Source organism: Larkinella arboricola, assembly GCF_003259745.1.
GTDB classification, from domain to species: Bacteria; Bacteroidota; Bacteroidia; order Cytophagales; family Spirosomataceae; genus Larkinella; species Larkinella arboricola.
Map to the genome: position 1 here is coordinate 1,394,010 of NZ_QLMC01000001.1, position 26,425 is coordinate 1,420,434.

The window sequence follows — 26,425 nt, forward strand, 5'->3', positions numbered from 1 at the left end:
CGCCAAGAACAAAGCAAATCATTTAGCTAGCGGGTAAGCTCCCAGACCGAAATCAGCCGGTCGTCGCTGGCCGATACCAACTGCTGGTGAAACGAACTCCAGAGTAATTTATTGACCGACGTACCGTGTCCGGCGTGCCTTGCCCGGTCGATTACCTTCAGCAACCGGAAGCTCCCGGCGTCCCAGACTTTGATGGATTTATCCATGCTGCACGTGGCAAATAACGCGCCGTCCGGGCTGTAGCAGATGTGGTTGATGGCGAAAAGGTGGGCCGGAATATCCTGTTGTTCGGTGTAGCGGTCGGCAACATCCCAGACTTTCAGGTGGGCATCGCGGCCCGCCGAGAGCAAATACCGTCCGTCGGGAGAATACTGGACCGTAAAAACGGAATTGCTGTGTGCGGGAATGGTCTGTTTGAGCGTCAATTCACCGGCGTCAAAAATACGGATGCCGTGGTCGCTGTACCCCACGGCCACTTCCCGGCTGATCGGGTTGATGGCAATGCAGCGGGCGCTTTTTTCGCTTACTTTCAGGTGTTTACGAACGGCGAATTCGTCAGTGTCCATCACAGCGACAACCCCGTCGGACAAGGCTACCCAGGCCGAACCTTCAAAGAATTTGATGTCAAAAATAGCCGCGGAGGTAATCTGAGCCGACCGAACTTCCTGCTTCTGAACCGGATCGATGACGTGAATACCGTCGTAATTTTGCCCCACCCACAATTGCGCGCGCTCTGGCTCGAACGCCAGGGCATAAACGGAAGCCGGAATGCGGGCCAGCAGCGTACCCAGATCCGGTTTGTCCAATTGCCAGCGAACCACCAGACCATCGGCTCCGGCCGAAAAAAATTCGGTTGGTGATGTGCCCGCATCGAGCGTATAGACGCAGTCGCGATGACCGGCAAACGTATCAACTTTATGGACTTGCATTAGCTATAGTTTGTACAATGATAAAGGGAAAATGCGAAACTGTGTGGCTGCGTTCACTTTTTCGCTTCAGATTCGCCATTTTCCTTTATCATTGCACCCTCAAATCGAGATTCGGACTATGTCAGTTTATCAAACCCACCGGCTTGGGGCCAGTTGTACGGCGGTGTTGTGGAAAATTGAGGAAAGTGAAGACGAACTGCGCCCCCTGCTGACGCTGACGGTTCCGGAGCAGATGGAATTGCTGACCATCACGCACCCGGCCCAGCGCGTCGAATGGCTGGCGTGCCGGGCGGCTGTTCGGGCGCTGGTAGAATTGAACGGGGCCTACGCGGGGCTGTACAAGGACGAATACGGAAAGCCGCACCTGATCGGGCTGGATGCGCACATCTCCCTTTCTCACACAACGGGCTGGGCGGCTGCCGTTATGCATCATTTCAAACCCGTTGGAATTGATATTGAACCGTTCCGGGAGCAGTTTGTGCGGGTGGTACCGCGGGTGTTATCCGACGACGAAATCCGCCATGCCGATGGTGATCTGCGCCGACTGGCCGTTTACTGGTGCGCCAAGGAAGCTCTCTATAAACTGTACGGGAAACGCCAGCTCACCTTCCGCGAACACCTGCACATCGAGCCGTTTGCCGACGGTGCGGGGTTATTGACAGGACACGTTCGTTTGCCCGATGATGTACGGAAGTTGACTATTCACTACTTCGAAACCGGTCCCGGAATGCTGGCCGTGGCCTTTTAGGGTACCTGCGGACCCGCGCCCGCAGGTACGTAAGGTTATTTGCTCGTATAGTCCGACAGGGGCGGGGTGGCGCCTTCGTCGTTGACGGCATCCAGCAGTTGTTCCACTTCCTTGATACGCCCGGTATCGCCGATTTTCTCAAACGCCAGCATCAGATTCCGCAGTACGCGCCGGACAATGTCCAGATTGGTGCAGGGCTGGTAATAGGTGTCGGCGGGTTTCAGGTTCAATTGACCGATGTAGTGGTCAATGTCCGACTTGGAAAACACCAGACCGCGGTTGAACACGTTGATGTAAAACTGCGTATGGTCTTTTTTATACGTCAGCACAAACAGACTCGGCAGGTTGACACCGTATACCGGCAAGCCTAGCTGCTGGGCGATCATCATATAAATGACGCACAGCGAAATCGGGTTACCGCGCCGGCTTTCCAGGACGACGTTGATCATCGAATTGGACGGCGAATGAAAGTGTTTGGTATTGGCGGCAAACTTGAGCTTATTAAAAAAGACGCTGTTCAAGGTCTTGATCTGGTCAATCGGGTGCATTTCCGATTTACCTTCCAGCCATACATCCAGGTAAAGTTGCTTGATCTCCTGCCGGAGTTTGTCGAGCGACAGATCCGGGTACTGGTATGTTGCCACAATCCATAAACCTTCCAGGAGGTCGACGCCCCCTGTTTCTTTCCAGATTCGGATGCGGTCCAGAACGGATTGGTATTGTAGATCGTGGATTAGCTCCTCGATTTTCTTCTGATGAAGCGGACTAAAGCTATCCTCCCACTCACTTTCCAGATACGGGATTAACTGTCCACCCAATTCACGAATTTTCTGCTCTACATGCTCGGTGATTTCCTGGTCGTCATCGTCTAACAGCGAAATCAACGCTTTTATTTCGTTATCGTTTATCATGCCCTTCCAACTAGAGTTACGGTCCGGTTTGTTGAACCCTTGACAAATCGGTGGCCCGAAGCTTCGGTGGTGCCGTGCTGCGACGGCCTACCCGAAGATAAAAACTTATTTTTAGAAACCTAGTGAATTTTATACTTTTGCCCGCAGGCAATCAGGAAATGTCCTGAATCCTTAACACCATTTTATAAAAAATGATTTTCTTACCAGGGTGGATAAAATTTAGCAGTCAACCCGCACGTAACGGCAAGTTTTTTGCTTGCTTACTACAAACTCAACGCCTGAAATAACGTCTTACATATAAGCACTCCCATGAGAATTTTAGTCACTGGCGGAGCCGGATTCATCGGTTCGCATACGGTTGTGGAACTGGTGAATGCCGGGTTTGAACCGATTATCATCGATAACTTCTCAAACTCAGATCGTTCGGCCCTGGAGGGGCTGCGTCAGATTCTCAACCGCGACGTTACCTTTTATGAGGGGGATTGCAACGATCCGGAAACGCTGAACGCAATCTTTGAAAAGGAAAACCTTGGGGGTGTCATCCACTTTGCGGCCCACAAAGCCGTGGGAGAATCGGTGGCTAAACCGTTGATGTACTACCGCAATAACCTGGATTCGACCATTCTGCTGCTCGAAACCATGCAGCGGTACGGGGTTTCGAACCTGGTTTTCTCGTCGTCGTGTACGGTGTATGGCCAGCCCGAACAACTGCCCGTGACGGAAGCCACACCCCGGCTACCGGCGCAGTCGCCCTACGGCAACACCAAAACCATTTGCGAAGACATTATCCGCGATACCGTTCATTCGGGAGCCGCTCTGAAAGCTATTGCTTTGCGGTATTTCAACCCGATCGGGGCTCACCCGTCCGGTCTGATTGGCGAATTGCCGCTGGGCGTGCCGAGCAACCTGGTTCCGTTCATTACGCAGACAGCCGCCGGACTGCGGGAAAAAGTGACGGTTTTCGGCAATGATTACGATACCCCCGATGGCACCTGCATCCGGGATTATATCCATGTTGTTGATCTGGCCAAAGCGCACGTTCAGGCCCTGCGGCTGCTCGATTCGCAATCGGAAAGCTCCTATTACGATATATTTAACGTGGGTACAGGACAGGGCAATACCGTGCTCGAACTGATCAAGACGTTTGAAGAAGTTAACCAGTTAAAACTGAATTACACCATTGGGCCACGCCGTCCGGGCGACGTTGAGAAAATCTACGCTCAGGTCGATAAAGTAAACAATGTGATGGGCTGGCGGGCCGAACAAACACTGGCCGACGGGCTGCGCGATGCGTGGCGCTGGGAGCAAAATCTGCACTTGAAAAAATCAACCGTTACGGGTTAATCGTTATGGCTAAAAAGATTCTGATTACCGGCGGAGCCGGCTTTATAGGTTCACACGTCGTTCGGTTGTTTGTGGCCAAATATCCAGATTATCAGATTTTTAATCTGGACAAACTGACGTATGCCGGTAACCTCGCCAACCTGACCGACATCGAGGACGCTCCCAACTACACGTTCGTAAAAGGCGACATTACCGATGCTGCCTTTCTGGATCAATTGTTTCAGGAACAGAATTTCGACGGCGTCATTCACCTGGCGGCCGAATCGCACGTTGACCGGTCAATCACCGACCCGATGGCCTTCGTAATGACCAACGTGGTGGGTACGGTTAATCTGCTCAATGCCGCCAAAAATAGCTGGCAATCCGATTTCAGCGGCAAACGTTTCTACCACGTTTCGACCGACGAAGTGTACGGTTCGCTGCACAACCCCGAAGATTTCTTTGTCGAAACCACTCCGTACGATCCGCAATCGCCCTATTCGGCCTCTAAAGCGGCTTCCGATCACTTCGTGCGGGCGTATGGCAACACCTATAAACTGCCGGTTGTCCTGTCGAACTGCTCGAACAACTACGGTCCGAATCACTTTCCGGAGAAGCTCATTCCGCTGATGATTCATAACATCCAGACCAACAAGCCGTTGCCGGTCTACGGAAAAGGCGAAAACGTGCGCGACTGGCTGTATGTAATTGATCATGCGCGGGCTATCGACACCATTTACCACAACGGCAAAAACGGTGACACGTACAACATCGGTGGTTTCAACGAGTGGAAAAACATTGATTTGGTAAACTTGCTGTGCAGCATCATGGACCGGAAACTGGGACGCCCCGAAGGGACATCGGCCCAACTCATTACGTACGTAACCGACCGCGCGGGCCACGACCTTCGGTATGCCATCGACGCCAGCAAATTGATGAACGAATTGGGCTGGAAGCCGTCCCTGCAATTTGAAGAAGGGCTGGAAAAAACCGTTGACTGGTTCCTGGCCAATCAGGACTGGCTGGAAAATGTCACGTCCGGCGCTTACCAGAAGTATTACGATTCCATGTACGAAAACCGATAACCAATTTTGAATGAGCGAATGATGGAATGAGTGAATAACGCTGTTATTATTAACCCCGCAGCGCTATTCACTCATTCCATCATTCGCTCATTCACTCATTGAAAAGCTATGAAAGGCATCATTTTGGCCGGAGGTTCCGGAACCCGTCTGCACCCATTGACATTAGCCGTCAGCAAGCAACTTATGCCGGTTTATGACAAGCCGATGATTTACTATCCGCTGTCGATTCTGATGCTGGCGGGCATTCGCGAAATTCTCATCATTTCAACTCCGCACGATCTGCCTAATTTCAGGAAGTTGCTCGGCGATGGGGCACAGGTGGGCTGTTCGTTTAGTTATGCCGAGCAACCCCTGCCGAACGGTCTGGCGCAGGCGTTCGTGATCGGGGAGGAGTTTATCGGCAAAGACAAAGTGGCGCTGATTCTGGGCGACAATATTTTCTACGGATCGGGTCTTTCGAAACTTCTGCAATCCAACAACGATCCCGACGGTGGAGTGGTGTATGCCTACAAAGTCAACGACCCGGAACGTTACGGGGTTGTCGAGTTCGATGAGAACAAAAAAGCCCTGTCGATTGAAGAAAAACCGCAGCAGCCTAAGTCGAACTACGCCGTGCCGGGGCTTTACTTTTACGACAATGACGTGGTAGAGATTGCCAAGAATCTGGAACCCAGCCCCCGGGGCGAGTACGAGATCACGGATGTGAACAAAGTGTATCTGGAGCGTGGCAAACTGAAAGTCGGTATTCTGGACCGGGGTACTGCGTGGCTGGATACGGGGACGTTTGCGTCGCTGATGCAGGCGGGTCAGTTTGTGGAAGTAATCGAGGAGCGTCAGGGGTTGAAAATCGGTTCCATTGAAGAAGTGGCCTACCGGATGAGCTACATTAACGACGATCAACTGAAAGCCATCGCCCAGCCGCTGGTCAAAAGCGGCTACGGGCAATACCTGCTGAATTTACTGAAATAACGGAAACCGGGAGAAAAGGATAAAGCGGCCTTCTTGTCTCCCGGCTTTCTTTCTCTCTTCCTGTTTCCTCTTGCTGGCTTCATCAAAAAAAAAGCCTGGACAAAGTCCTGGCCTTTTCCAAACCTAACCTATGAGATGAGAAAATCGGCTTGTCTCATCGGGTGATGAAACGTACCAAGTCTCTGCAAATGTGCAGGGAATTTAGTAAGAAATTCAGAGAACAAATTCCTTCTTTATAAAAAAATAAGACGATCTCGTTTTCACAAGTGATTCTGCGTATTCGACCACGTAGTTTTACTTGTTTTTGGTAAGATATATCTCTGTATATCAGGACGTTGTGTTGTTAGTAACTTTCCTTTATCCTTGTAATTCCTGCCTCTCTTTTCTATTTTGGATGAACTTAACGATCAACTCTCATCCAGGAAAACATGACACAGGATCCAAAAGAACCCTACCGGGGCGATGCAGGCGACTTCATCCGGAATCGTGACGCGGAAATGTTAACCCGCAATTTTCGTCAGTTTAAAGAAGAAAGGCAGGGGTCGGGTAAAGACACGTACACCCGCGCCGAGTTTTTTGGGATCAATCGGATTAATGAGCTACTGGGCCACGACGACTGCGTCGGCATCCGGATTTATTACGGATTGGGCAGGGGCAAAGACGACAATGGTGATCCGAAACCGCAACTGGTGCTGACGGCTGTAAACTCAAAAGGCAAAGATATTTTCCTGGGCAGCCTGACCCGCGATTCGGAGTTTAGAGGAAAAGAGACGGATGATATCGACGATCCGACCGGTTTGAAAGACATGCCCGCCGGACGAGATGCTTTGGCGAATGGAGTACCGTGTCCTCAACATTGCTAAGGATAAAATATTCATAGCGCCAATGTTTTATAGATTATACGATATTTTTACTGAACATCCGTTAGACTTAATTGCCGAATCAATAAGCATATTTCCATTAATAGTTGGTGTTGTAAGGTATAGATCTTTAAGAAAAGGAGTAAAGTTTCTGATATTATTTTTTTTTATAATAATTGTTAGAGACTTTACTTCAAATCTTTACGCCGTTAGGAAAGTAAACAACTTATTTCTTTATAATTTATCTGCTTTTTTTGAAGTTATTTCTGTCTGCCTTTTATTTAGATTTGAAATTACTAAAAAAAGCACCAAGAAGTTTGTTGATTATGGAGCCCTTATAACTGTTTTGCTGTGTGTCTTCTTCTGGCGGAGTAATGAGTTATCTGCTGGGATACTGACATCGTCTAGATTATATGAATTGTTGGTAGTTTTATTTTATTTTAGGCAGCTAATAGAGGATATGAATGTAAAGGATATTTTAAAGCATTCCCTCTTCTGGATAAGCAGCGGTTTAATTTTACAGTTTACTGGTACTTTTTTTGTTTATCTTTTTGCTAATTATGCTCTTTCAATTAACACGGAATCTGGTCTATTCAACTTGTATTGGAATATGAATCAAATAATGTATATAACTTTTGCTTTATTTTCATCTATTGGTCTTTGGGTAAGTAAATATGATAAAAACAATTTTCTCTAGATATAGCAAGTAATTGGTTAGCATTACTAAAATCAAAGGCTAATAGTTTAAAGTTAAATAAAAGAATAGAAGTATGATTTGACATTCCGTTTGCTAAAAGACCATTGTTTATCACAACAAGTCTGTGCAACTTTGAAACCTTATAACAACCACCATTTTTAAGTTAAACCTCTTTTTAACCATGAGTGCAATCAGCAGTGGCGCAGGACGCTTTATTTCAGAAGACGAAGCCAGTGAATTTAAAGGTGCCTATCAGCAACGCAAGAAAGAACAGCAAATTCCGGAGGCTGATACCGTTCGTTCCGAGTTTTTTGGCAGCGACAATCTGCAACAAATTCTAAGTCAGCCGGGGTGCGTGGGCATCCGGGTGTACCACGCCAAACGCCGGGAGAAAATCAACGGTTCCGAACATCTGGTGCCCCGGGTGGTGCTGGTCGGTGTTGATGAAAACGGGGATGAACTGCTGGAGTTGAGCGAACCCGTTGAAGCCGGAATGAAAGATATGCCCGCCGTCCGGTCCGGCCAGTTAGCCGATGGCCCGTTGTGTCCGCCAGAATGTAATAAGGTAGGCAAAGGAGGTTGATAGGAACGAGTTATTTATGGTGGATCACCCTTATATTCAACTAGTTCTTAAGTATCCCCATTCGTTTTTACCAGATCTGTTCCTGGTGTTAGCCTTGGTAACGGGTCTGGTAAATTACCTATTCCTGGATAAGGCAAGTCATTGGTTGTTCAGAATGCTGATTTTATCACTGGGGATTTCTCTTTTACAGAACCATAATGCCGCATATCGGCTGAATAATCTTTACCTGTATAATTTAAATTCTGTTGCCGAAATAGGCTGCCTTACGGGAGCGTACTGGGTTGAGCTAAAATCCAAACGAAACCGGACAATTCTGCTGATCAGCTTAGGAGTTTACCTATCGGTATTTCTATACGATTTTAGCTGGACTAAAATTGCCGGTATTACACTGGGTGTTCAGCGAATCATAATGATTGTGTACGCGCTTCTGTACTTTCATTACATTCTGACGAAGATGCAAGTACAAAATATATTGATTCATGCCATGTTCTGGATCAGCGCCGGGGCCATCGTCCACGCTGCCGGGACCTTGTTTGTTTTTCTGTTTGTGAAAGTAACACTCGGTGATGTTAGTTCGAACGGAAGTTACGGGTTGTATATTCAAATCGTCAGGGCTTTTACCGCTTTTTTTTACGTGGTTCTGATCATCAGTTTCTGGCTCCGACGACGCGAATTCAGAATGGCCGAGCACATAACCGTTTAATATGAGGAGCTTGCGGATGTGGCGTCAAGCTGGTATATTTCGACAATTGATTTTTTATAAGTCCGTGTATGGGATTGCACTTTGCCTCTGACTCGCTGTGAACGAGGACATGAAATTATACATTGCCGTAGGTACGGCCGTCTTGCTGGTGATGGCGATTTTTATCATCGTCTTTGTGGCCTATTACCAGCAAAAACAAATTCGTCAGCAACTCATTCTGAAAGAGTGGCAGGAGAAATACCGTAAAGGTCTGCTCGCGGCCACGCTCCAGGCGCAGGAACACGAACGTCGGCGCATCGCCCAGGATTTGCACGACGAAATTGGTACCATGCTTTCGGTGACCAAATTGAGTCTGAATCAACTTGGTCGGACCGTGGAACACAATGACCCCAGCTCAACGGTGCTGGTTCAGAAAACCCGCTCCCTGCTGGACGAAACCATTGCCAACGTCCGGCGCATCAGCCGCGATCTGGTGCCGACCACTCTCGAACGCTTCGGGTTGGTTTCGGCGCTGGAAGAACTGGCCGAAAAAGCCAGCAACGGCGAGGTCCACGTCGAATTGTCGTGCTCTGACAAGCTGCCGCCCCTGATGCCGCAACTGGACCTGACGCTGTTTCGCATTGCGCAGGAACTGATCAACAACGCTATTAAACACGCCAACGCCCAGCACATTATTATTGATCTGCACTGCCAGCCCAACGGCATCCTGCTGTCGGTCATTGATGACGGGCAGGGCTTTGATCTGGATGAAATCATGAAAGACAGGAAGCGGGGGCTGGGGCTCCGCAACATCGAAAGCCGTCTGAACGTAATCGATGGACACGTTACCTTTGATGTGGAGGAAGGCCGTGGCTCCCGGATTCACATTCAGGTGAAAAACCTGAAACCGGAAGTGGAGGTAGAAGTGGAACCGGTGTAAAAAATAAAAAGCTTGAAGAATACGGGAGAGTAGTTCTGAATAGCTGGATGGTTAATATATAAAACGGAAGAAGCCACCCAGAGCGACCGTTGCACCATCGCGGCATCCACCCTGAATTACCGTTACACTCCAGGCTACCCCTTACTATGAAAAAAATCAAGATTGCCCTCGCCGATGATCATAATTTATTCCGCAAGGGAATGGCTTCCGTACTGAGTCAGGTGCCAGATTTTGAACTGGTGCTCGAAGCCAGCAACGGGCAGGAACTGATCGACAAACTGACGCGCCGACTGCCCGATGTGGTGTTGCTGGATCTGGAAATGCCGGTCATGGACGGGATTGCCACCACCGAATACATCCGCGAAAACCATCCCGACATTCGGATTATTATGCTGACGATGCACGATGAAGACCGTTTCGTGCTGCACCTGCTCGAAAAAGGCGTTAGCGGGTATGTTTTGAAAGATGCCGATCTGGACGAGGTGGAGAAGGCTGTTCATCGGGTGATGGACGACGGTGTTTACCTGAACGATTTTGTGTCGAAGGTCATGCACCGGAAAATGGTCAACAAACCCACCACCGTGATCAAAAATCCGCAGACCTCCACGCTGTATAACAGCAAAGTGCTGCTGTCGGAGCGCGAAAAAGAGGTTCTGAAGCTGATCTGCGAAGGATTATCGACGGCTGAAATCAGCGAGAAAATCTTCCTGAGCCCGCGCACCGTCGAGGGACACCGGCTCCGGATTCTGGAAAAAACCGGAACCAAAAACACCGCCGGAATGGTGGCCTACGCCTTCAAGAATAATCTGGTGTAAACCGGAAAAAACGAAGCCGGGAGGGAAGGAGCAGGGAGCCTGTTGGGGTTTCCTTCCCCTTTTCCTCCCGGCTTCGTTTTTAGCCCACTTTCACGTCCTCTTACCGCCTTTTTTTCAACTTATTTGCAATCGGGGTTGTTACCAAAATAAAACCTGCGTCGATTCGTAAAGAATTGAATAAATAGTAGACAATCTTTCTATTTGAATCATTTAACTTTGCCAATCGAACAAGGGTGATCCCGAATTATGGACAGATTCTCGTATATAGCTAACTCTGAAGCAGCCTACATCGACGATTTATACCGGGCCTACAAGCAAGATCCCGGGTCAGTGGATGAAAGCTGGCAAAAATTTTTTGAAGGTTTTGAATTTTCCCAGTCGTATAGTGAAAGTGGTAATGGAACCAACGGCCACACCAACGGGGAAGCAACTACAAAACCCGTTATCGACACCAAGCACGCTGAAAAAGAAGTATCAGTAGCCAGTCTGATTAAAGCGTACCGCTCACGGGGGCACCTGTTGGCCAAAACCAACCCCATTCGGAATCGGAAAGACCGCAATCCGCGGATTGGTCTGGAAGATTATGCGCTGTCGGAAGCCGATCTCGACACGGTATTTGAAGCCGGTAATCTGTTGGGAATCGGGCCGAGCTCGTTGCGGAAAATCATGGAATCGCTGGAGAAGATCTACGCCGGAACCATCGGTTTCGAGTATATGTACATCCGCGAAATCGACGTGAAGAACTGGCTGCGCAACAAAATTGAGAAAGAAGCGCTGGTATTCGATCCGACACTGGATGAGAAAAAGCGGATTCTGAAAAAACTGAACGAAGCAACGGTTTTTGAGAACTTCCTGCACACAAAATACCTGGGTCAGAAACGGTTTTCACTCGAAGGGGGCGAAACCACCATCCCGGCGCTGGATGCCATCATCAATCACGCCGGAGAACTGGGCGTTGAGGAAGTGATGATCGGGATGGCGCACCGCGGTCGTCTGAACGTGCTGGTGAATATCCTCGGCAAGTCGTATGAGGCTATTTTCAGCGGTTTTGAAGGCAACGTGCCCGACCAGGTTTTTGGCGATGGCGACGTAAAATACCACCTGGGTTATTCGAGTCTAATCGAAACCGCATCGGGCAAGCAGGTCAGTGTCAAACTGGCGCCGAACCCGTCGCACCTCGAAGCCGTCAACCCGATCATTGAAGGGTTTGTGCGGGCGCAGGCTGATGAAGAATACGCCGGGAACTATGATAAAATCCTGCCGATCCTGATTCACGGTGACGCGGCTGTGGCCGGACAGGGGATTGTTTACGAAGTGACGCAGATGGCGAAACTGGCCGGTTACCAAACCGGGGGAACGCTCCACTTTGTGATCAACAACCAGATTGGTTTTACGACCGACTTTGAAGACGCCCGTTCGTCAATCTATTGTTCAGACGTTGCCAAGATTATCGACGCGCCGGTTTTCCACGTTAACGGGGATGATCCGGAAGCGGTTATTTTCTGCGTAAAGCTGGCCATCGAGTTCCGGGAGAAATTCAACCGGGATGTCTTTATCGACATGGTTTGCTACCGTCGGTACGGCCATAACGAGTCGGACGAGCCGAAATTTACCCAGCCGACGTTATACAGCACCATTGAAAGACACGCCAACCCACGGGAGATCTACAACAAAAGTTTGATCGAACGGGGCGAAGTGGATGCCGAACTGGCCACCAAAATGGACGCTGAGTTTAAGAAGGAGTTGCAGGACCGGCTCGATATGGTGAAGCAGAAAGCCGAAATTCCGTATAAACCGCTGCGGCTCGACCGTGAGTGGGCGGAGTTGCGGGTGAGCAAACCGGAAGACTTCGACCAGTCGCCCGAAACCGGCGTTTCAATGGACGTGCTCGAAAAAGTCGGCAACGCCCTGGTATCGGTTCCGAGCGGTTTTAAACCGTTGAAGCAGATTGAGAAACTGCTGAAAGACCGTCGGCAGATGTTGTTTGAAACGAAGCAGATCAACTGGGGAACGGCAGAATTGCTGGCCTACGGTTCAATTCTGCTGGAAAATAAAGTGGTTCGTTTGAGCGGGCAGGATGTGCAGCGCGGAACGTTCTCACACCGCCATGCCGTTCTGCATGACTCTGAAACCAACGAATCGTACAACTCGGTCGACCACATTGAGGGCAGCCAGCAGAAACTCCAGATTTACAATTCCTTGTTGTCGGAATACGGCGTACTCGGTTTTGAGTTTGGTTACTCGATGGCCAACCCCCACGCGCTGGTTATCTGGGAGGCTCAGTTTGGGGACTTCTCGAACGGGGCGCAGGTGATCATCGACCAATTCGTTTCGTCCTGCGAATCGAAATGGGGACTGATGAACGGTCTGGTGATGTTGTTGCCGCACGGCTACGAAGGCCAGGGACCGGAACACTCCAACGCCCGCCCGGAACGGTATCTGCAACTTTCGGCAGAATACAACATGGTGGTGGCTAACGTAACAACACCGGCCAACTTCTTCCACCTGTTGCGTCGGCAGTTGACCTGGCAGTTCCGCAAACCGCTGGTGGTGATGTCACCGAAATCGTTACTGCGTCACCCACAAGTAAGTTCTCCGCTGGAAGACCTTACCACGGGTTCTTTCAAGGAAGTTCTGCCTGACCCGTTCGCAGTAGGCAAGAAAGTAAAACGGATTTTGCTCTGTACGGGTAAAATCTATTACGAACTGCTCGAAAAACAACAGGCCGATAAACGCGACGATGTAGCTATCGTTCGGTTGGAGCAGTTACATCCGTTCCCGCAAAAACAACTCGATACCGTTCTGGCCGAATACAGCAAGAGCGCGGAGCTGGTGTGGGTGCAGGAAGAACCGTCGAACATGGGAGCCTGGACTTACCTGCTGCGTACTACGGCACCGGAACTGAAATTGCGCGGCATTACGCGGAAAAATAGTGCATCTCCGGCAACGGGTTATTCCAAAGTTCACAGTCAGGAACAAGCCGACATTATCCGCCGGGCGTTTGAATAAGGTTTTACAGTTATCATAAACGCACAGATAGCTGACAACTGAAAACTAAGAGAAAATGGCAATAGAAATGAAAGTACCCCCGGTTGGGGAGTCGATTACGGAAGTAACGGTTGGTGCATGGCATAAGAAAGAGGGCGATACGGTTAAAAGAGACGAGGTGCTGTGTGAACTGGAATCAGATAAGGCATCGTTCGAATTTCCGGCCGAAGCCGACGGTGTGTTGCACATTCTGGCGCAGGAAGGCGATGTATTGCCGATCGGTGCTGTTCTGTGTACCCTCGAACCGGCTGGCGCAGGCAATGAGGAAGCTCCAAAAACAGAAGCGCCCGCTCAGCCCCAGCCCGCCGAACAACCGGCGGCTCCGCAGCCCGAACCGGCCAAACCGGAACCCGCTTCACAACCGGCTCCGGCTCCTGCCGCGCAAACGGTTGAAATGAAGGTGCCTCCGGTGGGTGAGTCAATTACCGAAGTAACCATTGCATCCTGGAATAAAAAGGACGGCGACCGGGTGGAAATGGACGAAGTTCTGTGCGAACTGGAGTCTGATAAAGCTACGTTCGAATTGCCATCTGAAGCAGCCGGAACGCTCCGGATTGTGGCCGAAGCCGGATCAACGCTGGCGATTGGCGCAGTGATCTGCCGGATTGAAGTTGGCGCGGGCGCGGCCCAACCGGCTTCGCAACCCGCAGCTCCGTCATCACAACCGGCAACCCAGCCGGCAGCCGCTCAATCGACCGAACAAGGCTATGCAGCCAATCATCCGTCGCCCGTTGCGGCTAAAATCCTTGCCGAAAAAGGCATCGATCCGAAAGAAGTAAACGGTACCGGGATTGGTGGCCGGATTACAAAAGATGATGCGGTCAAGGCTGAAAAAGCCGCTGCGGCTCCCCAACCTGCGGCTGCACCGGCTTCGAAACCGGCACCTGCTCCTGCGGCACCTGCCCCGGTTTCTGGAGACGGTAACCGCGGTCAACGCCGTGAGCGGATGACCTCCCTGCGGAAAACCATCGCCCGGCGGTTGGTGGCCGTGAAAAATGAAACGGCTATGCTGACGACCTTCAACGAGGTTGATATGAAGCCGATCATGGACCTGCGGGCCAGGTACAAAGACAAGTTCAAGGACAAATACGCGGTTGGTCTGGGCTTTATGTCCTTCTTCACGAAGGCGGTTTGCATAGCCCTGAAGGACTTCCCGAACGTGAACGCCATGATCGACGGTGATTCCATTGTTTACAACGATTACTGCGATGTGTCCATTGCCGTTTCTACGGAACGGGGGCTGGTCGTACCGGTAATCCGGAACGCCGAAAGCATGGACTTTGCCGCCATCGAGAAGGAAATCATTCGTCTGGCCGGTCTGGCGCGGGACAACAAGCTGACCATCGAGCAGATGTCCGGCGGAACGTTCACGATCACCAACGGCGGTATTTTTGGTTCGATGCTGTCAACGCCGATTATCAACGCACCCCAGTCGGCCATTCTGGGAATGCACAACATCGTCGAGCGTCCGGTGGTTGTCAACGGCGAAATCGTCATTCGTCCGATGATGTACGTGGCGCTTTCGTATGATCACCGCATCATTGACGGAAAAGACTCCGTGAGCTTCCTGGTTCGGGTAAAACAATTGCTGGAAGATCCGGCTCGGATTTTACTGGGCGTTTAACTTATTGGTAGGACGGATTGTAAAACTGTCTTTGCTTCGGGCAACCGTTGTCTGGCGCAGAGATGATTTTAGGGTCCGTCCTACGTTTGTATATAGCTAATTCACTGGCAAAAAGCGTTACAATTTTATGCAATACGACGTTATCGTCATTGGCTCCGGGCCGGGTGGTTATGTGGCCGCCATTCGCTGCGCTCAACTGGGCATGAAAACGGCCATCGTTGAAAAATACAAAACCTTGGGCGGTACCTGCCTGAACGTCGGCTGTATTCCGTCAAAAGCCCTGCTCGATTCTTCGGAGCATTTTTACAATGCGGCCCATACGTTCGCTGAACACGGTATCAAACTGGCTGATTTGCAGGTTGATCTGCCCCAGATGATTAAACGCAAGGCTGGTGTCGTGGAAGCCAACGTAACCGGTATTTCGTTCCTGATGAAAAAGAACAAGATTACGGTTCATCAGGGATTTGGTTCGTTTGTTGATGCCAACACCTTGAAAGTGAAGAAGGAGGACGGCAGCGAAGAGCAGATTACAACCAAGAATTTTATCATTGCCACCGGTTCCAAACCGTCGTCGTTTCCGTCGATGCCGATCGACAAAAAACGCATCATCACCTCGACCGAAGCCCTGACCTTACAGGAAGTGCCCAAGCACCTGATTGTGATTGGAGCGGGAGTCATTGGCGCGGAACTGGGGTCGGTTTATGCCCGCATCGGTTCCAAAGTTTCGTTCGTCGAATTTGCTGATTCGATGATTCCGACGATGGACAAGACAATGGGTAAAGAACTGCAAAAAGCCGTTAAAAAGCTGGGAGCCGAGTTTTATTTCAGCCACAAAGTAACCAGCGTGGAAAACACCGGCGAAGGCGTGGTAGTAAAAGCCGATAACCCGAAAGGCGAACAGATTACAATCGAAGGGGATTACTGCCTGGTTTCCGTGGGTCGTCGTCCGTACACCGATGGTCTGAATCTGGAAGCCGCCGGGCTGGCCGTCGATAACCGGGGCCGCATCGAAGTAGACAATCACCTACGGACGAACGTACCGAACATCTACGCCATCGGTGATGTGATTCGGGGGGCGATGCTGGCGCATAAAGCCGAGGAAGAAGGCGTTTTTGTAGCCGAAACCCTGGCCGGACAGAAGCCGCACGTCAACTACCGACTGATTCCGGGCGTGGTGTACACCTGGCCGGAAGTAGCCAGCGTGGGCTTCACGGAAGAAGAATTGAAGCAGGAAGGCCGCGCTTATAAAGTCGGTACGTTCCCCTACAAAGCCCTGGGCCGCGCCCGCGCTTCAATGGACCTGGACGGTCTGGTGAAAGTGCTGGCCGATAAGCAAACCGACGAAATCCTGGGGATGCACATCATCGGGGCGCGGGCTGCCGATATGATCGCTGAAGGCGTGGTGGCGATGGAATACCGGGCTTCGGCGGAGGATATCGCCCGGATATCGCACGCACACCCGACCTACACGGAAGCCATCAAGGAAGCCTGTCTGGCCGCGACCGAGAACCGGGCCATTCATATGTAAGCAATTGCAATTAGCTGATAGCCGATAGGACTTATTTGCTGTTTTTCAACCCCGCTTTGGAAATAAAGCGGGGTTTTTCTTTTTTAGTACATACCCCTTCATCCGATGAAAAAACGATTACTACTTGCTTTCAGCCTTTTGGTGACCGGTGCGCAGGCCCAATCACCCGATTCGGTTACCATCCGGAAAATCTACAATGAAGTCCTGACCAACAGCCCGTCGTACGAGTGGCTGCGGCATCTAACCCAGCAGATTGGACCACGACTGAGCGGTTCGGAGGGGGCGCAGAAAGCCGTTGACTGGACGAAGCAACTGATGGAGCAGCAAGGGTTCGACCGCGTATTCTTGCAGGAGGTAATGGTACCGCACTGGGTACGCGGAGCGAAGGAAGTGGCTTACATTCAGAATGGTAAGCAGAAAATTACGGTGCCGATTGCGGCCCTGGGCGGTTCTGTCGCTACCCCGACGAAGGGAATTGAAGCCCAGGTGATTGAAGTAAAAAGTTTCCAGGAACTGCGGGATTTGGGCGCGGGTAAGGTGAAGGGCAAAATCGTCTTTTACAACCGCCCGATGGACCCAACCAAACTGAATACCTTCGAAGCCTACGCCGGAGCCGTCGATCAACGCGGGAACGGTGCTACGGAAGCCGCCCGACTCGGCGCAGTAGGCACCATTGTTCGGTCTATGACGACGGTGCTGGACGATAATCCGCATACCGGCAGTATGCGCTACGCAACCGGTGTACCGCTGATTCCGTCGGCTGCCATCAGCACCAACGGAGCCGAACGACTCAGTAAGATGTTGAAAGACAACCCGGGGCTGACGTTTTATTTCAAGCAAAACTGCGAAACCCTGCCCGACGCCAAATCCTATAATGTCGTGGGCGAAATTAAAGGCTCCGAAAAGCCGGACGAAATCATCGTTGTAGGAGGGCACCTGGATTCGTGGGATATAGGACAAGGTGCTCACGACGACGGCTCGGGCTGTATGCAATCCATTGAGGTGCTGCGGGCGTTGAAAGCACTCGGCATTAAACCCAAACGAACCCTTCGGGCGGTAATGTTCATGAACGAGGAAAACGGTTTGCGGGGCGGTATTGGCTACGCCGACTACGCCAAAAAGAACAATGAAAACCACATTGCCGCCGTCGAATCCGACAACGGCGGTTTTACGCCCCGCGGCTTCGGCATTGTCGGGACGCCGGAGCAACGGGCCAAAGCTATCGCCTGGAAGCCGTTACTGGCTCCTTACGGTCTGCACGAAATCGGTGCAGGGTCGGGTGGCGCCGATATTGGCCCACTGGCGCAACTGGGCACGGTCTTGTTTGGTTTTAAGCCGGACTCTCAACGGTATTTTGACTTCCACCACGCGGGTATTGATCGGTTTGAAAGCGTCAACAAGCGGGAGCTGGAGCTGGGCGCGGCCTCGATGGCGGCCCTGGTTTATCTACTCGATCAACACGGTTTATAATTAAAATTGTCACACAGAGTTAATCAGAGGTTATCGGGGTTTATCAGAGCGTTCTCTGATTCTCTCGGATGTTCTCTGATAAACTCTGTGTAACAACTCCTACTTCAGCTTCTCATTATCCCGGTGCCGCGTGGCATCCCGCACGGTTTTCTTCTCCAGATTTTTTTGAAAAGCCGCCGTTAAATCTACTCCCGTCTGATTGGCCAGGCAGATCAGCACCCACAATACGTCGGCCATCTCGTCGCCCAGATCTTTGCTCTTGTCAGACGCCTTCTCCGATTGTTCGCCGTAGCGCCGGGCGATGATCCGGGCCACTTCGCCGACTTCCTCTGTCAGCATCGCCATGTTGGTGAGTTCGTTGAAATAACGGACGCCGATGGTTTTGATCCATTCATCGACGGTATCCTGCGCTTCGCGTAAGGTCATTTGAAAAGAGCGGTTTGCGGTTTTAGCGTTCTGAACGAACGTTTAGAGGTACAAAGCTATTTCTTCCGGTTGATTGGTTCGACGCTCAACCGGATTAATCAGTAAATAATGCCAATTTTCACGGAAGCCGGTTAGGTTTGCTCCGCAACGACCTTTACAGATTAAGCCGCTTTGCTGGCGAACCCGTACGGCCTGCAATTTCTGTTCCGGCTGAACGGTTGACGAGTATGGTTCCGGCCAATCAGCCGCACCATTACACGTATCAGTTTAATAAAAACAAAATCACCTTGTGCTAACCCAATTAAATCAATGAAAAACCACCTACCAACCCCAATCAGACTGGCGATTCTGGGCGTATGGTGTCTTGCGACTACGGCCGAAGCACAAATGCTGGCATCATCGCATTACCGACCGGCTCGCCATTTGTCCCAAGTAGCCCGAACCCCAGGTTCAACCGTTTCAAATGACGCCATCCGCGAATCCGGCGACGAACGTGCCCCCAGAACGCTTCCGACGGTATTGGCCATGCGGCAAGTTCCAAGGTCAACTGTGCAGGAACGACGCATAACGGGCCGGGTGACCGCCGAAGAAAATTTGGAAGGGTTGCCGGGCGTCAGCGTAGCCCTAAAAGGGACAACCCGCGGAACCACAACCGACGCAACCGGAAATTATACCGTAGCTGTCCCGAACGAAGGCGGTACGCTGGTGTTTAGTTTCATTGGCTACGTGACGCAGGAAGTGCCCATTGGCAGTCAGGCAACTATCAACGTAGCTTTAAAAGGATCTGACCAGACGCTGAACGAAGTGGTAGTGGTCGGTTATGGAACGCAGCAAAAACGCGATGTTACCGGTTCGATTGCTTCAATCAGTACGAAAAATATCAAGGACCAGCCCGTTCCGAACATTGTGGAAGGGTTGACGGGGCGATTGCCGGGTGTTTTAATTCAGCAAAGTACGGGCGCACCGGGTAACAGTCCGTCTATCAAGATTCGTGGTTTGGGGTCGATCAGCGCCGGAAACGGTCCGCTGGTGGTGATCGACGGTCAGCCGCTGAACTCGGGTGATCTGGCCAACGGCGGAGGGCTGAACCTACTGAACCCGAACGACATCGACAAGGTTGACATTCTGAAAGATGCTTCGGCAACGGCTATTTACGGTTCTCGTGGGGCTAACGGTGTTGTGGTCGTCACGACCAAACGCGGCAAATCCGGTCAGGGGCGGCTGAATTTCGATTACTATACCGGCATTCAGCAGGTGACTAAAAAAATGGACCTGCTCAATTCCCAGCAATTTGCGGAGTTCTCGAAAGAGGCCTTCAACAACGCCTACCTTGAGCGGGTGACGGGTGCCAAAATCGACGACCCCAATAGCGCCCGTCCGTCCGGTCAACGGTATCGGTATCCGCGCGGGGAGGTTGCCGGTGTGAGTTTTGATGACCCCGGCAGTCTACCAACCTACGATTATCAGGATATGATTTTCCAGAATGCCCCCATAAGCAACTACCAGCTATCGGCGTCGGGAGGCAGCGCCAAGGTGCAGTATATGGTATCGGGTAACTATCTGAACCAGAAGGGGGTCATCAAGCGATCAGGAATTGACCGCTACACGGTTCGGACGAATATAGACGCCCAGATTACCTCGTATCTGAAAATGGGTATCAGCCTGAGCCCTTCTTTTTCGGTTGAGAATCAGGCTAATACCGACCGGCATTGGGCCGACAACGGGATTATCAACGCTGCGCTGAGCCTGCCGCCGTTTATTCCGATTTATCAGCCGGGAACGACGGTGTATAATTCGCAGTCTTATTATGCAGCCCCCTACGACTGGCCGGGCATTACGAACCCCGTAGCGAATATCTACGAGATTGATAACCAGCTTCGTACCATGCGTCTGCTGGGAAATGCGTACGCAGAAGTAAAATTACCGTTCAACGTTTTATACCGGGGAACCATCGGCGCCGACGCCCGGCAGCTTCGGCAGAACTACTACAAAACGTCGGCCCTGCCCGGCAACCAACTGCTGCCGCCAACGCCCAACTCCGCCTATGCAGAAAACGCGCAGGAACTGAACTGGGTGACCAACCACACGCTGACGTACCAGAAAGAAATTGCCCAACTGCACCGACTGGAGGTGCTGGTCGGATTGGAAAGTCAGAAAAACGATTTTGAGCGCACCCGGATTGATGCGAACAACTTCCCGAACGATCTGGTCCGGACGGTCAATGCCGGAACCATCATCGGTACAAACTCAAGCCGTAACCTGCGCGATCAGTGGTCGCTGGCGTCGTATTTTGGCCGGGTGGCCTATTCGTTCCGGGACCGGTATCTGTTCAATGCGTCGTTCCGGCGCGATGGATCGTCGCGGTTTGGGTCCAACAACCGCTGGGGAACCTTCCCCTCGGCTTCGGTCGGCTGGCGGGTTTCGGAAGAATCGTTCCTGAAAAACAACCGCTTTATTTCGGAACTGAAGCTTAAAGCCAGCTACGGTCTTTCGGGCAACAACGCCTTTACAAGCAACTACCCGGCCATCGGTCTGTTGAGTCCGGACAACTACGTGCTGGGCAACGCGCTGGCGAACGGTCTGGCCGTGAATACCATCGGAAACGACAACCTGACCTGGGAAAAAAGCCGTCAAACCGATATTGGTCTGGAAGTGGGTGTGTTGAACAACCGTATTTTTCTGACGGCGGATTACTACAAACGCATCACAACCGACCTGTTGCTGGCCGTGCAGGTGCCAACGCTGACCGGTTTTTCAACGGCGGTGAAGAACATCGGAAAAGTGGAAAACAAAGGGGTGGAACTGGCGCTGAACACCCGCAACCTGACGGGCGAATTTAGCTGGACAACGGATTTGAACTTCTCGTTCAACCGCAACAAAGTACTGGCCCTCGGACCCACGGGCGACCCTATTCGGAGCGGAACGGGCGTGGGCGAATCAAACATCACCGTCATTGGCGAACCGCTGGGGAGTTTCTACGGCTACCGGCAGATTGGCGTGTTCCGCGATCAGGCCGAGCTGGATTCGTACCCACACTTTGCCGATACGCGGCCCGGTGATGTAAAATACGAAGACGTAAACGGCGACGGAAAAGTTGACGCCAACGACCGGACGCTGATCGGTAACAACCAGCCGGATTTTATCTACGGGATGACCAATACATTCACGTTCAAAGGGTTTGATCTGGGTATTGTGGTGCAGGGCGTTCAGGGGTCGAGCATCCTGAACCTGTCGCGCCGGTTCTACGAAAACCTCGAAGGGAATGCCAACTCGCTGACGACGGCCCTGAACCGCTGGCGGTCGCCGGAGCAGCCCGGCGATGGGACTACGCCCCGCGCCAACACCCGCACGACCGGAAACAACAACGCGATTTCGTCGCGCTGGGTCGAAAGCGGCAGCTACTTCCGCATCCGGAACATTACGATTGGTTACAACCTGCCCAAAACGCTGATTCAACGGGCCAAACTGCAAACGATCCGGTTGTACGGCGGGGTGCAAAACGTTCTGACGGTTTCGAAATACCTGGGCTATAATCCGGAAGTGAGTGGGTACGAAGGGCCGTTAACCGGCGGGGTTGACTACGGCAGTTACCCGCTGGCCCGTACGTATACAATTGGCGTAAACATTGGCCTTTAATCCTGTACATTCATGAAACGAACATATTTGCTTGTTGCTCTGCTTAGCCTGACGCTGGGGAGCTGTAAAGACGATTTTCTGGCGTTATCTCCGATTTCGCAGGCCAGTACCACCACATTTTATAAAACCAGTTCCGATCTGCTGAACGCCCTGAACGGCGCATACGGGGCGCTTCAGCTTAACGGTCAGTACGGTCAGTACTATGTGGTGTCGGAAGTGCCGTCCGACGATACGCGGCCGGTTTTGTCCGGTTCGGTAACGGATCAGGACGAATTCGATAAGTTTTACCTGCGCACCACCAACCCGTATCTGGCCGCCCGCTGGAGCGATGGGTACAGGGGGATTTACCGCTGCAACGCAATCATCGACCGGAGCGCGGGCGTAACGATGGACGAAGCCCTGAAAAGCCGGATTCTCGGGGAAGCCAAATTTTTGCGGGCGCTGATGTACTTCAACCTCGTTCGCGTTTTTGGCGATGTGCCGCTGGTCGTCAAGGAAATCATTGACCCGCAGGAAGGCTACGATTATGGCCGGGCACCGGTTGCCGATGTGTACGCCCAGATCGTCAAGGATTTGACGGATGCGGAAACCGTACTGGATGTGAGCTACACGGGTGCCAATGTCGGTCGGGCTACGCGGGGAGCGGCTAAATCGCTGCTGGGCAAGGTGTATCTGACACAGCGGAAATACGCGGATGCCGCAACCAAGCTGAAAGAGGTCATCGATGCCGGAACGTACGATTTACTGCCGAGCTACGCCAGTGTATTTCAGGCATCGAACAAGAATCACAAAGAGTCGATTTTTGATGTGCAGTATAAAAAGGGGAGCATCGGCGAGGGCAGCAGCTTTGCCAATCAGTACGCACCCGAGAACTCAGGGAACGCAGTCATTCAGTTTGGCGGTGGAGGTAACAACCAGCCTACGCCGGATATGATTGCGGCTTACGAACCGGGTGATCTGCGAAAGGATGTCTCATTGGCAACCAGCTACACCAACGCCAGTGGAGCCAACGTAGACTATAATTTCATCCGGAAATACCGTGATGCGCCCATTATCAACAACGATTCGGAAGACAACTGGCCGGTATTGCGCTACGCCGACGTGCTGCTGATGTATGCCGAAGCCCTGAACGAAACCGGAAAAACCGCCGATGCCCTGCCGTATCTGAACCGTGTCAGGACCCGGGCCGGACTGGCTGCCAAAACCGCTACCGAGGTCGGCACGCAGGCGGCCATGCGGCTGGCACTGGAGCAGGAACGGCGCGTTGAACTGGCATTTGAAGGTCACCGCTGGTTTGATCTGGTCCGGACAGGCCGGGCGTTGCCGGTCCTACAGGCCAAGGCCGCAGCCATTGGTATTAAAACCAACCTGACCGAAAACAACCTGGTGTTTCCCATTCCGCAAAGTCAGATCGACATCAATCGGTCAAAGATTACGCAGAATCAGGGATATTAATAGGACGTGTTAAAACCAGCAAAGGACCGCAACACGGTCCTTTGCTGGTTTTATACGGTACCGGATGCACTACGTTTTCGTTTTTCTGGCGGTATATTTTCCCACTTCCTCGCCGTCGTCGCGGATCATGCGCAGGTTGAGTTCTTTGGCGTTGGCATGGAGTTTTATCAGCGTACGGTTTCCTTCCAGCGGGCCACCGCCAATGACGATGGGGTACGGATGGGTCGCGTCCGGGTTATGAACACCGTAGCGGTGCGTATGACCCGAAAGGACCAGATCCACTTTGCCTTTTGCAAACAGGGGCGCAAACAGTTCGCGGTTGTGCAGCGGTCCGTGCCAGTCGCCGGAATGAAACGGCGGAATGTGAATCAGTACAACCCGGAATGGCGCTTTTTTAAACGCTTCGGATTCAATTTCCTTTTCCAGCCATGCGCGTTCCTGAACACGGTATTGGTCGTAGGCCGCTAAACCGCTGTATTCCCAGTTGTCGTCGGTTTTGTCTTCCCCCGAATCCATAACTACAAACCGAACTGGCCCCTGCGTGAACGCGTAGTAATATTCTTCGGTCGGGTAGGCAAAGTAATCAGGGATATTGCGTGAAAAAGCACCCCGCGTTTCGTGGTTTCCCTGCGTCAGAATAAAGGGAGTTTCCTTAGCAAAAATATCGACGGCAGGGTTAATCAGGTGTTCAAAAACCTGTTGTTCGGTATTGACATTATCGAAGCAATCGCCGTTGAAAACTACAAAGTCGAAATCCGGCTTGTTGCCAGTATAGCCATGCCGGTACAACATGTAAGGAATGGTTTGGGGCCGGTCGTGAATGTCATTAAAAATGACCAGTTTTACCTCTTCGTCGTTTGTTCCCGGCGTTTTGAACGTATACATCGGGCTTTTGATGGCCTCGGCATACTGGACTTTGGCAGGCTGAAAATTCAGGATTTCGGAGGAGACGATACGGTATTTATACGTCGTACCGGGTTTTAGGTCTTTGAGCGTAATCTTATTGATTTTGTTATTCGCTTCAATGTGACCGTTCCGGTAGCGGTATCCTTTCAGGCTTACGTGCATACCGGCTCCGTATTCTACCCAGCTCAGGCTGTTTTTATTGGTCACCCACATAATTGTGGCTTCCGTCTGGCTAACGTTTTGCAGGTAAGGACCGGTTACAAACGTATTTTTTTCGTTGTCCGGCGGGCCGGTTGCGCCAAAAGCCGTGGGGGCCAGAGCGCTCAACGTACCCAGTTGGGTTGCTTTTTCAAGAAAGGATCGTCGGTTAAAGGGCATAGCTTTACAAGATGGGGTAAGGATAAAGGGTTTAGGTTGTGTGGGTCAACTGGCGTCGTTGTAGAGAATGGAGCCCTCTCTACTCTTCAAAGGCCAGCTTTCGCAGCATATCGACGGTCACGTAATCCAAAGCTCGTTCGGTGGTGCCACGCCCGCTTCGTAGGCTTCGCGCCAGCGCAGGATGTGCAGACACCAGCGGTCGCCGGGCTTCAAACCCGGAAAGCGCAATTCGGGGCGCGGGGTAATCAGGTCATTGCCTCGTCTGCGCGAAAACTCCAGAAATTGCCGGGTGACAATCGCGCAGACGAGGTGATAGCCCTGGTCTTCTTCGGCGGTACGGCAAAAGCCGTCACGGAAAAAACCGGTCATTGGTTTGGTGCAGCAGCATTCCAGCGGAGTACCATTGACATTGAGGGCAGCCATAAAAGAATTCGGGATGATACGGCACCCAAGTTAGCGGATAACGGCTTTGATCACAACCGGTTGGTGATCGGATGGATACCGTTGGTCTTTGGCGTCGGTCAGAACACCGTATTTCAGCACATCAATGCCTTTTTTGACAAAAATGTAATCGATACGAATCTTCATCGGCGCATCGTGTTTGAAGGCGTTGAAGGTGCCGACCGGGCCGTAAGGCGGCTGGGCCGTTACCTTATACGAATCATTCAGAAGGGTTTCGATGGTTTTTACCTGCTCGGTATCGGGCGTTGAGTTCAGGTCGCCGACCAGAATCACCGGCTCATTCTTGGCAATCTCCTGAATCTTCTGCACCATCAGCTTGCCCGACTGCCGACGTGCTTCGACGCCCTGGTGATCAAAGTGAACGCTGAAAAAGTAGAATTTCTTTTTGGTGGTCAAATCCTGAAAGTGCGCCCACGAGCAGATGCGGTTGCAGCAGGTCGCATCCCAGCCTTTACCGGGTTTGTCGGGCGTTTCGCTCAGCCAGAAATCGCCGGATTGCAGGACTTTAAAGCGGTCTTTTTTGTAGAAAATAGCCGAGTGCTCACCGCCCTGTTTGCCATCGTCGCGGCCCGCGCCCAGAAACGCAAATTCGTTTAGTTCGGCAATGTCTTCGAGTTGTCCGCGAAAACCTTCCTGCGTTCCGAACAGATCAAATTCGTGGTAACGGATCAGGGCTTTGACGTCTTCCTTGCGGTTGGGCCAGGCATTGATTCCGTCATTTTTGGTGTTCATGCGCAGATTGTAAGTGGCAATGGTAATAGGCGTATTTTTCTGGGAAAAACCGTTTTGGGTAATCAGAATGCTGGTCAGCAGAAGTAGGATTGTTAGTTTCATAAGGGGTTATTTGGGATTAAAAGGGTTATTCACAGAGTTAATCAGAGGTTATCAGAGTTAATCGGAGTATTCCCTGATCAACTCTGATAACCTCTGATTAACTCTGTGGAACAGCT

At 51.5% G+C, this 26,425-nt stretch carries 22 protein-coding genes; 16 read left to right on the forward strand and 6 right to left on the reverse strand.

Translation table 11 applies throughout. From position 1 onward, the window contains the following. Positions 1–26: 26 nt before the first annotated feature. Entirely contained in the window at positions 27–929 is a 903-nt protein-coding gene (locus LX87_RS05495; RefSeq protein ID WP_111627134.1) for a WD40 repeat domain-containing protein, read from the reverse strand. Between the two features lie 118 nt (positions 930–1,047). Between LX87_RS05495 and LX87_RS05500 the strand changes: the two genes are divergently transcribed. Continuing rightward, positions 1,048–1,677 carry a 4'-phosphopantetheinyl transferase family protein gene (locus LX87_RS05500; protein ID WP_111627135.1) on the forward strand — a complete coding sequence of 210 codons (630 nt, stop codon included), beginning with the start codon at positions 1,048–1,050 and terminating at the stop codon, positions 1,675–1,677. A gap of 35 nt (positions 1,678–1,712) precedes the next feature. On the opposite strand, the gene LX87_RS05505 is transcribed toward LX87_RS05500, so the two are convergent. After that, positions 1,713–2,585, reverse strand: a complete 873-nt coding sequence (locus LX87_RS05505; protein ID WP_111627497.1) for a transglutaminase-like domain-containing protein — start codon at positions 2,583–2,585, stop codon at positions 1,713–1,715. Positions 2,586–2,897: 312 nt separating this feature from the next. On the opposite strand from LX87_RS05505, the gene galE reads away from it, so the two are divergent. The 13 genes from galE to LX87_RS05570 all read left to right on the forward strand — a co-directional run bounded on the left by galE (position 2,898) and on the right by LX87_RS05570 (position 18,212). Continuing rightward, on the forward strand, positions 2,898–3,932 hold the full coding sequence (gene galE, locus LX87_RS05510) for a UDP-glucose 4-epimerase GalE (RefSeq protein ID WP_111627136.1): 1,035 nt from the start codon (positions 2,898–2,900) through the stop codon (positions 3,930–3,932). A 5-nt stretch (positions 3,933–3,937) separates the two neighbouring features. Next, positions 3,938–4,996, forward strand: coding sequence for a dTDP-glucose 4,6-dehydratase (gene rfbB / locus LX87_RS05515; RefSeq protein WP_111627137.1), 1,059 nt, complete (start codon positions 3,938–3,940; stop codon positions 4,994–4,996). Between the two features lie 108 nt (positions 4,997–5,104). Beyond that, entirely contained in the window at positions 5,105–5,965 is an 861-nt protein-coding gene (rfbA, locus tag LX87_RS05520) for a glucose-1-phosphate thymidylyltransferase RfbA (protein WP_111627138.1), read from the forward strand. 428 nt (positions 5,966–6,393) lie between these two features. Next, positions 6,394–6,828: a hypothetical protein gene (locus tag LX87_RS05525; RefSeq protein ID WP_111627139.1), complete on the forward strand. Its 435-nt coding sequence runs from the start codon at positions 6,394–6,396 to the stop codon at positions 6,826–6,828. Continuing rightward, positions 6,800–7,522 carry a hypothetical protein gene (locus tag LX87_RS05530; protein ID WP_111627140.1) on the forward strand — a complete coding sequence of 241 codons (723 nt, stop codon included), beginning with the start codon at positions 6,800–6,802 and terminating at the stop codon, positions 7,520–7,522. Before LX87_RS05525 ends, LX87_RS05530 begins: the two co-directional genes overlap by 29 nt. A gap of 181 nt (positions 7,523–7,703) precedes the next feature. After that, positions 7,704–8,105, forward strand: coding sequence for a hypothetical protein (locus tag LX87_RS05535; RefSeq protein WP_111627141.1), 402 nt, complete (start codon positions 7,704–7,706; stop codon positions 8,103–8,105). A gap of 154 nt (positions 8,106–8,259) precedes the next feature. After that, on the forward strand, positions 8,260–8,808 hold the full coding sequence (locus tag LX87_RS28740) for a hypothetical protein (protein ID WP_170139306.1): 549 nt from the start codon (positions 8,260–8,262) through the stop codon (positions 8,806–8,808). 109 nt (positions 8,809–8,917) lie between these two features. After that, positions 8,918–9,727 carry a sensor histidine kinase gene (locus tag LX87_RS05545; protein ID WP_111627143.1) on the forward strand — a complete coding sequence of 270 codons (810 nt, stop codon included), beginning with the start codon at positions 8,918–8,920 and terminating at the stop codon, positions 9,725–9,727. Between the two features lie 146 nt (positions 9,728–9,873). Further along, entirely contained in the window at positions 9,874–10,542 is a 669-nt protein-coding gene (locus LX87_RS05550; RefSeq protein ID WP_111627144.1) for a response regulator transcription factor, read from the forward strand. Between the two features lie 246 nt (positions 10,543–10,788). Then, entirely contained in the window at positions 10,789–13,551 is a 2,763-nt protein-coding gene (locus tag LX87_RS05555) for a 2-oxoglutarate dehydrogenase E1 component (protein WP_111627145.1), read from the forward strand. Between the two features lie 55 nt (positions 13,552–13,606). Continuing rightward, positions 13,607–15,214: a 2-oxoglutarate dehydrogenase complex dihydrolipoyllysine-residue succinyltransferase gene (odhB, locus tag LX87_RS05560; protein WP_111627146.1), complete on the forward strand. Its 1,608-nt coding sequence runs from the start codon at positions 13,607–13,609 to the stop codon at positions 15,212–15,214. Between the two features lie 127 nt (positions 15,215–15,341). Beyond that, positions 15,342–16,742 carry a dihydrolipoyl dehydrogenase gene (lpdA, locus tag LX87_RS05565; protein ID WP_111627147.1) on the forward strand — a complete coding sequence of 467 codons (1,401 nt, stop codon included), beginning with the start codon at positions 15,342–15,344 and terminating at the stop codon, positions 16,740–16,742. A 105-nt stretch (positions 16,743–16,847) separates the two neighbouring features. Then, the gene (locus LX87_RS05570) at positions 16,848–18,212 is read left to right on the forward strand and encodes a M20/M25/M40 family metallo-hydrolase (protein ID WP_111627148.1); all 1,365 of its coding nucleotides are present in this window, start codon (positions 16,848–16,850) and stop codon (positions 18,210–18,212) included. A gap of 99 nt (positions 18,213–18,311) precedes the next feature. Here LX87_RS05570 and LX87_RS05575 read toward each other — a convergent pair whose 3' ends face one another. Further along, positions 18,312–18,638, reverse strand: a complete 327-nt coding sequence (locus LX87_RS05575) for a nucleotide pyrophosphohydrolase (RefSeq protein ID WP_111627149.1) — start codon at positions 18,636–18,638, stop codon at positions 18,312–18,314. Between the two features lie 309 nt (positions 18,639–18,947). Here LX87_RS05575 and LX87_RS05580 point away from each other — a divergent pair, with 309 nt between their 5' ends. After that, positions 18,948–22,274, forward strand: a complete 3,327-nt coding sequence (locus LX87_RS05580; RefSeq protein WP_111627150.1) for a SusC/RagA family TonB-linked outer membrane protein — start codon at positions 18,948–18,950, stop codon at positions 22,272–22,274. 12 nt (positions 22,275–22,286) lie between these two features. Further along, on the forward strand, positions 22,287–23,729 hold the full coding sequence (locus tag LX87_RS05585; protein ID WP_111627151.1) for a RagB/SusD family nutrient uptake outer membrane protein: 1,443 nt from the start codon (positions 22,287–22,289) through the stop codon (positions 23,727–23,729). 69 nt (positions 23,730–23,798) lie between these two features. On the opposite strand, the gene LX87_RS05590 is transcribed toward LX87_RS05585, so the two are convergent. The 3 genes from LX87_RS05590 to LX87_RS05600 form a co-directional block, all read right to left on the reverse strand. Next, the gene (locus tag LX87_RS05590) at positions 23,799–25,013 is read right to left on the reverse strand and encodes a purple acid phosphatase family protein (RefSeq protein WP_111627152.1); all 1,215 of its coding nucleotides are present in this window, start codon (positions 25,011–25,013) and stop codon (positions 23,799–23,801) included. A gap of 117 nt (positions 25,014–25,130) precedes the next feature. Continuing rightward, complete coding sequence (locus LX87_RS05595; RefSeq protein WP_111627153.1) at positions 25,131–25,436, reverse strand: DUF2237 family protein; 306 nt, start codon at positions 25,434–25,436, stop codon at positions 25,131–25,133. A gap of 30 nt (positions 25,437–25,466) precedes the next feature. Continuing rightward, a complete protein-coding gene (locus LX87_RS05600; RefSeq protein ID WP_111627154.1) occupies positions 25,467–26,309 on the reverse strand; it encodes an endonuclease/exonuclease/phosphatase family protein in 843 nt (280 codons plus the stop codon). Between the last annotated feature and the right edge of the window lie 116 nt (positions 26,310–26,425).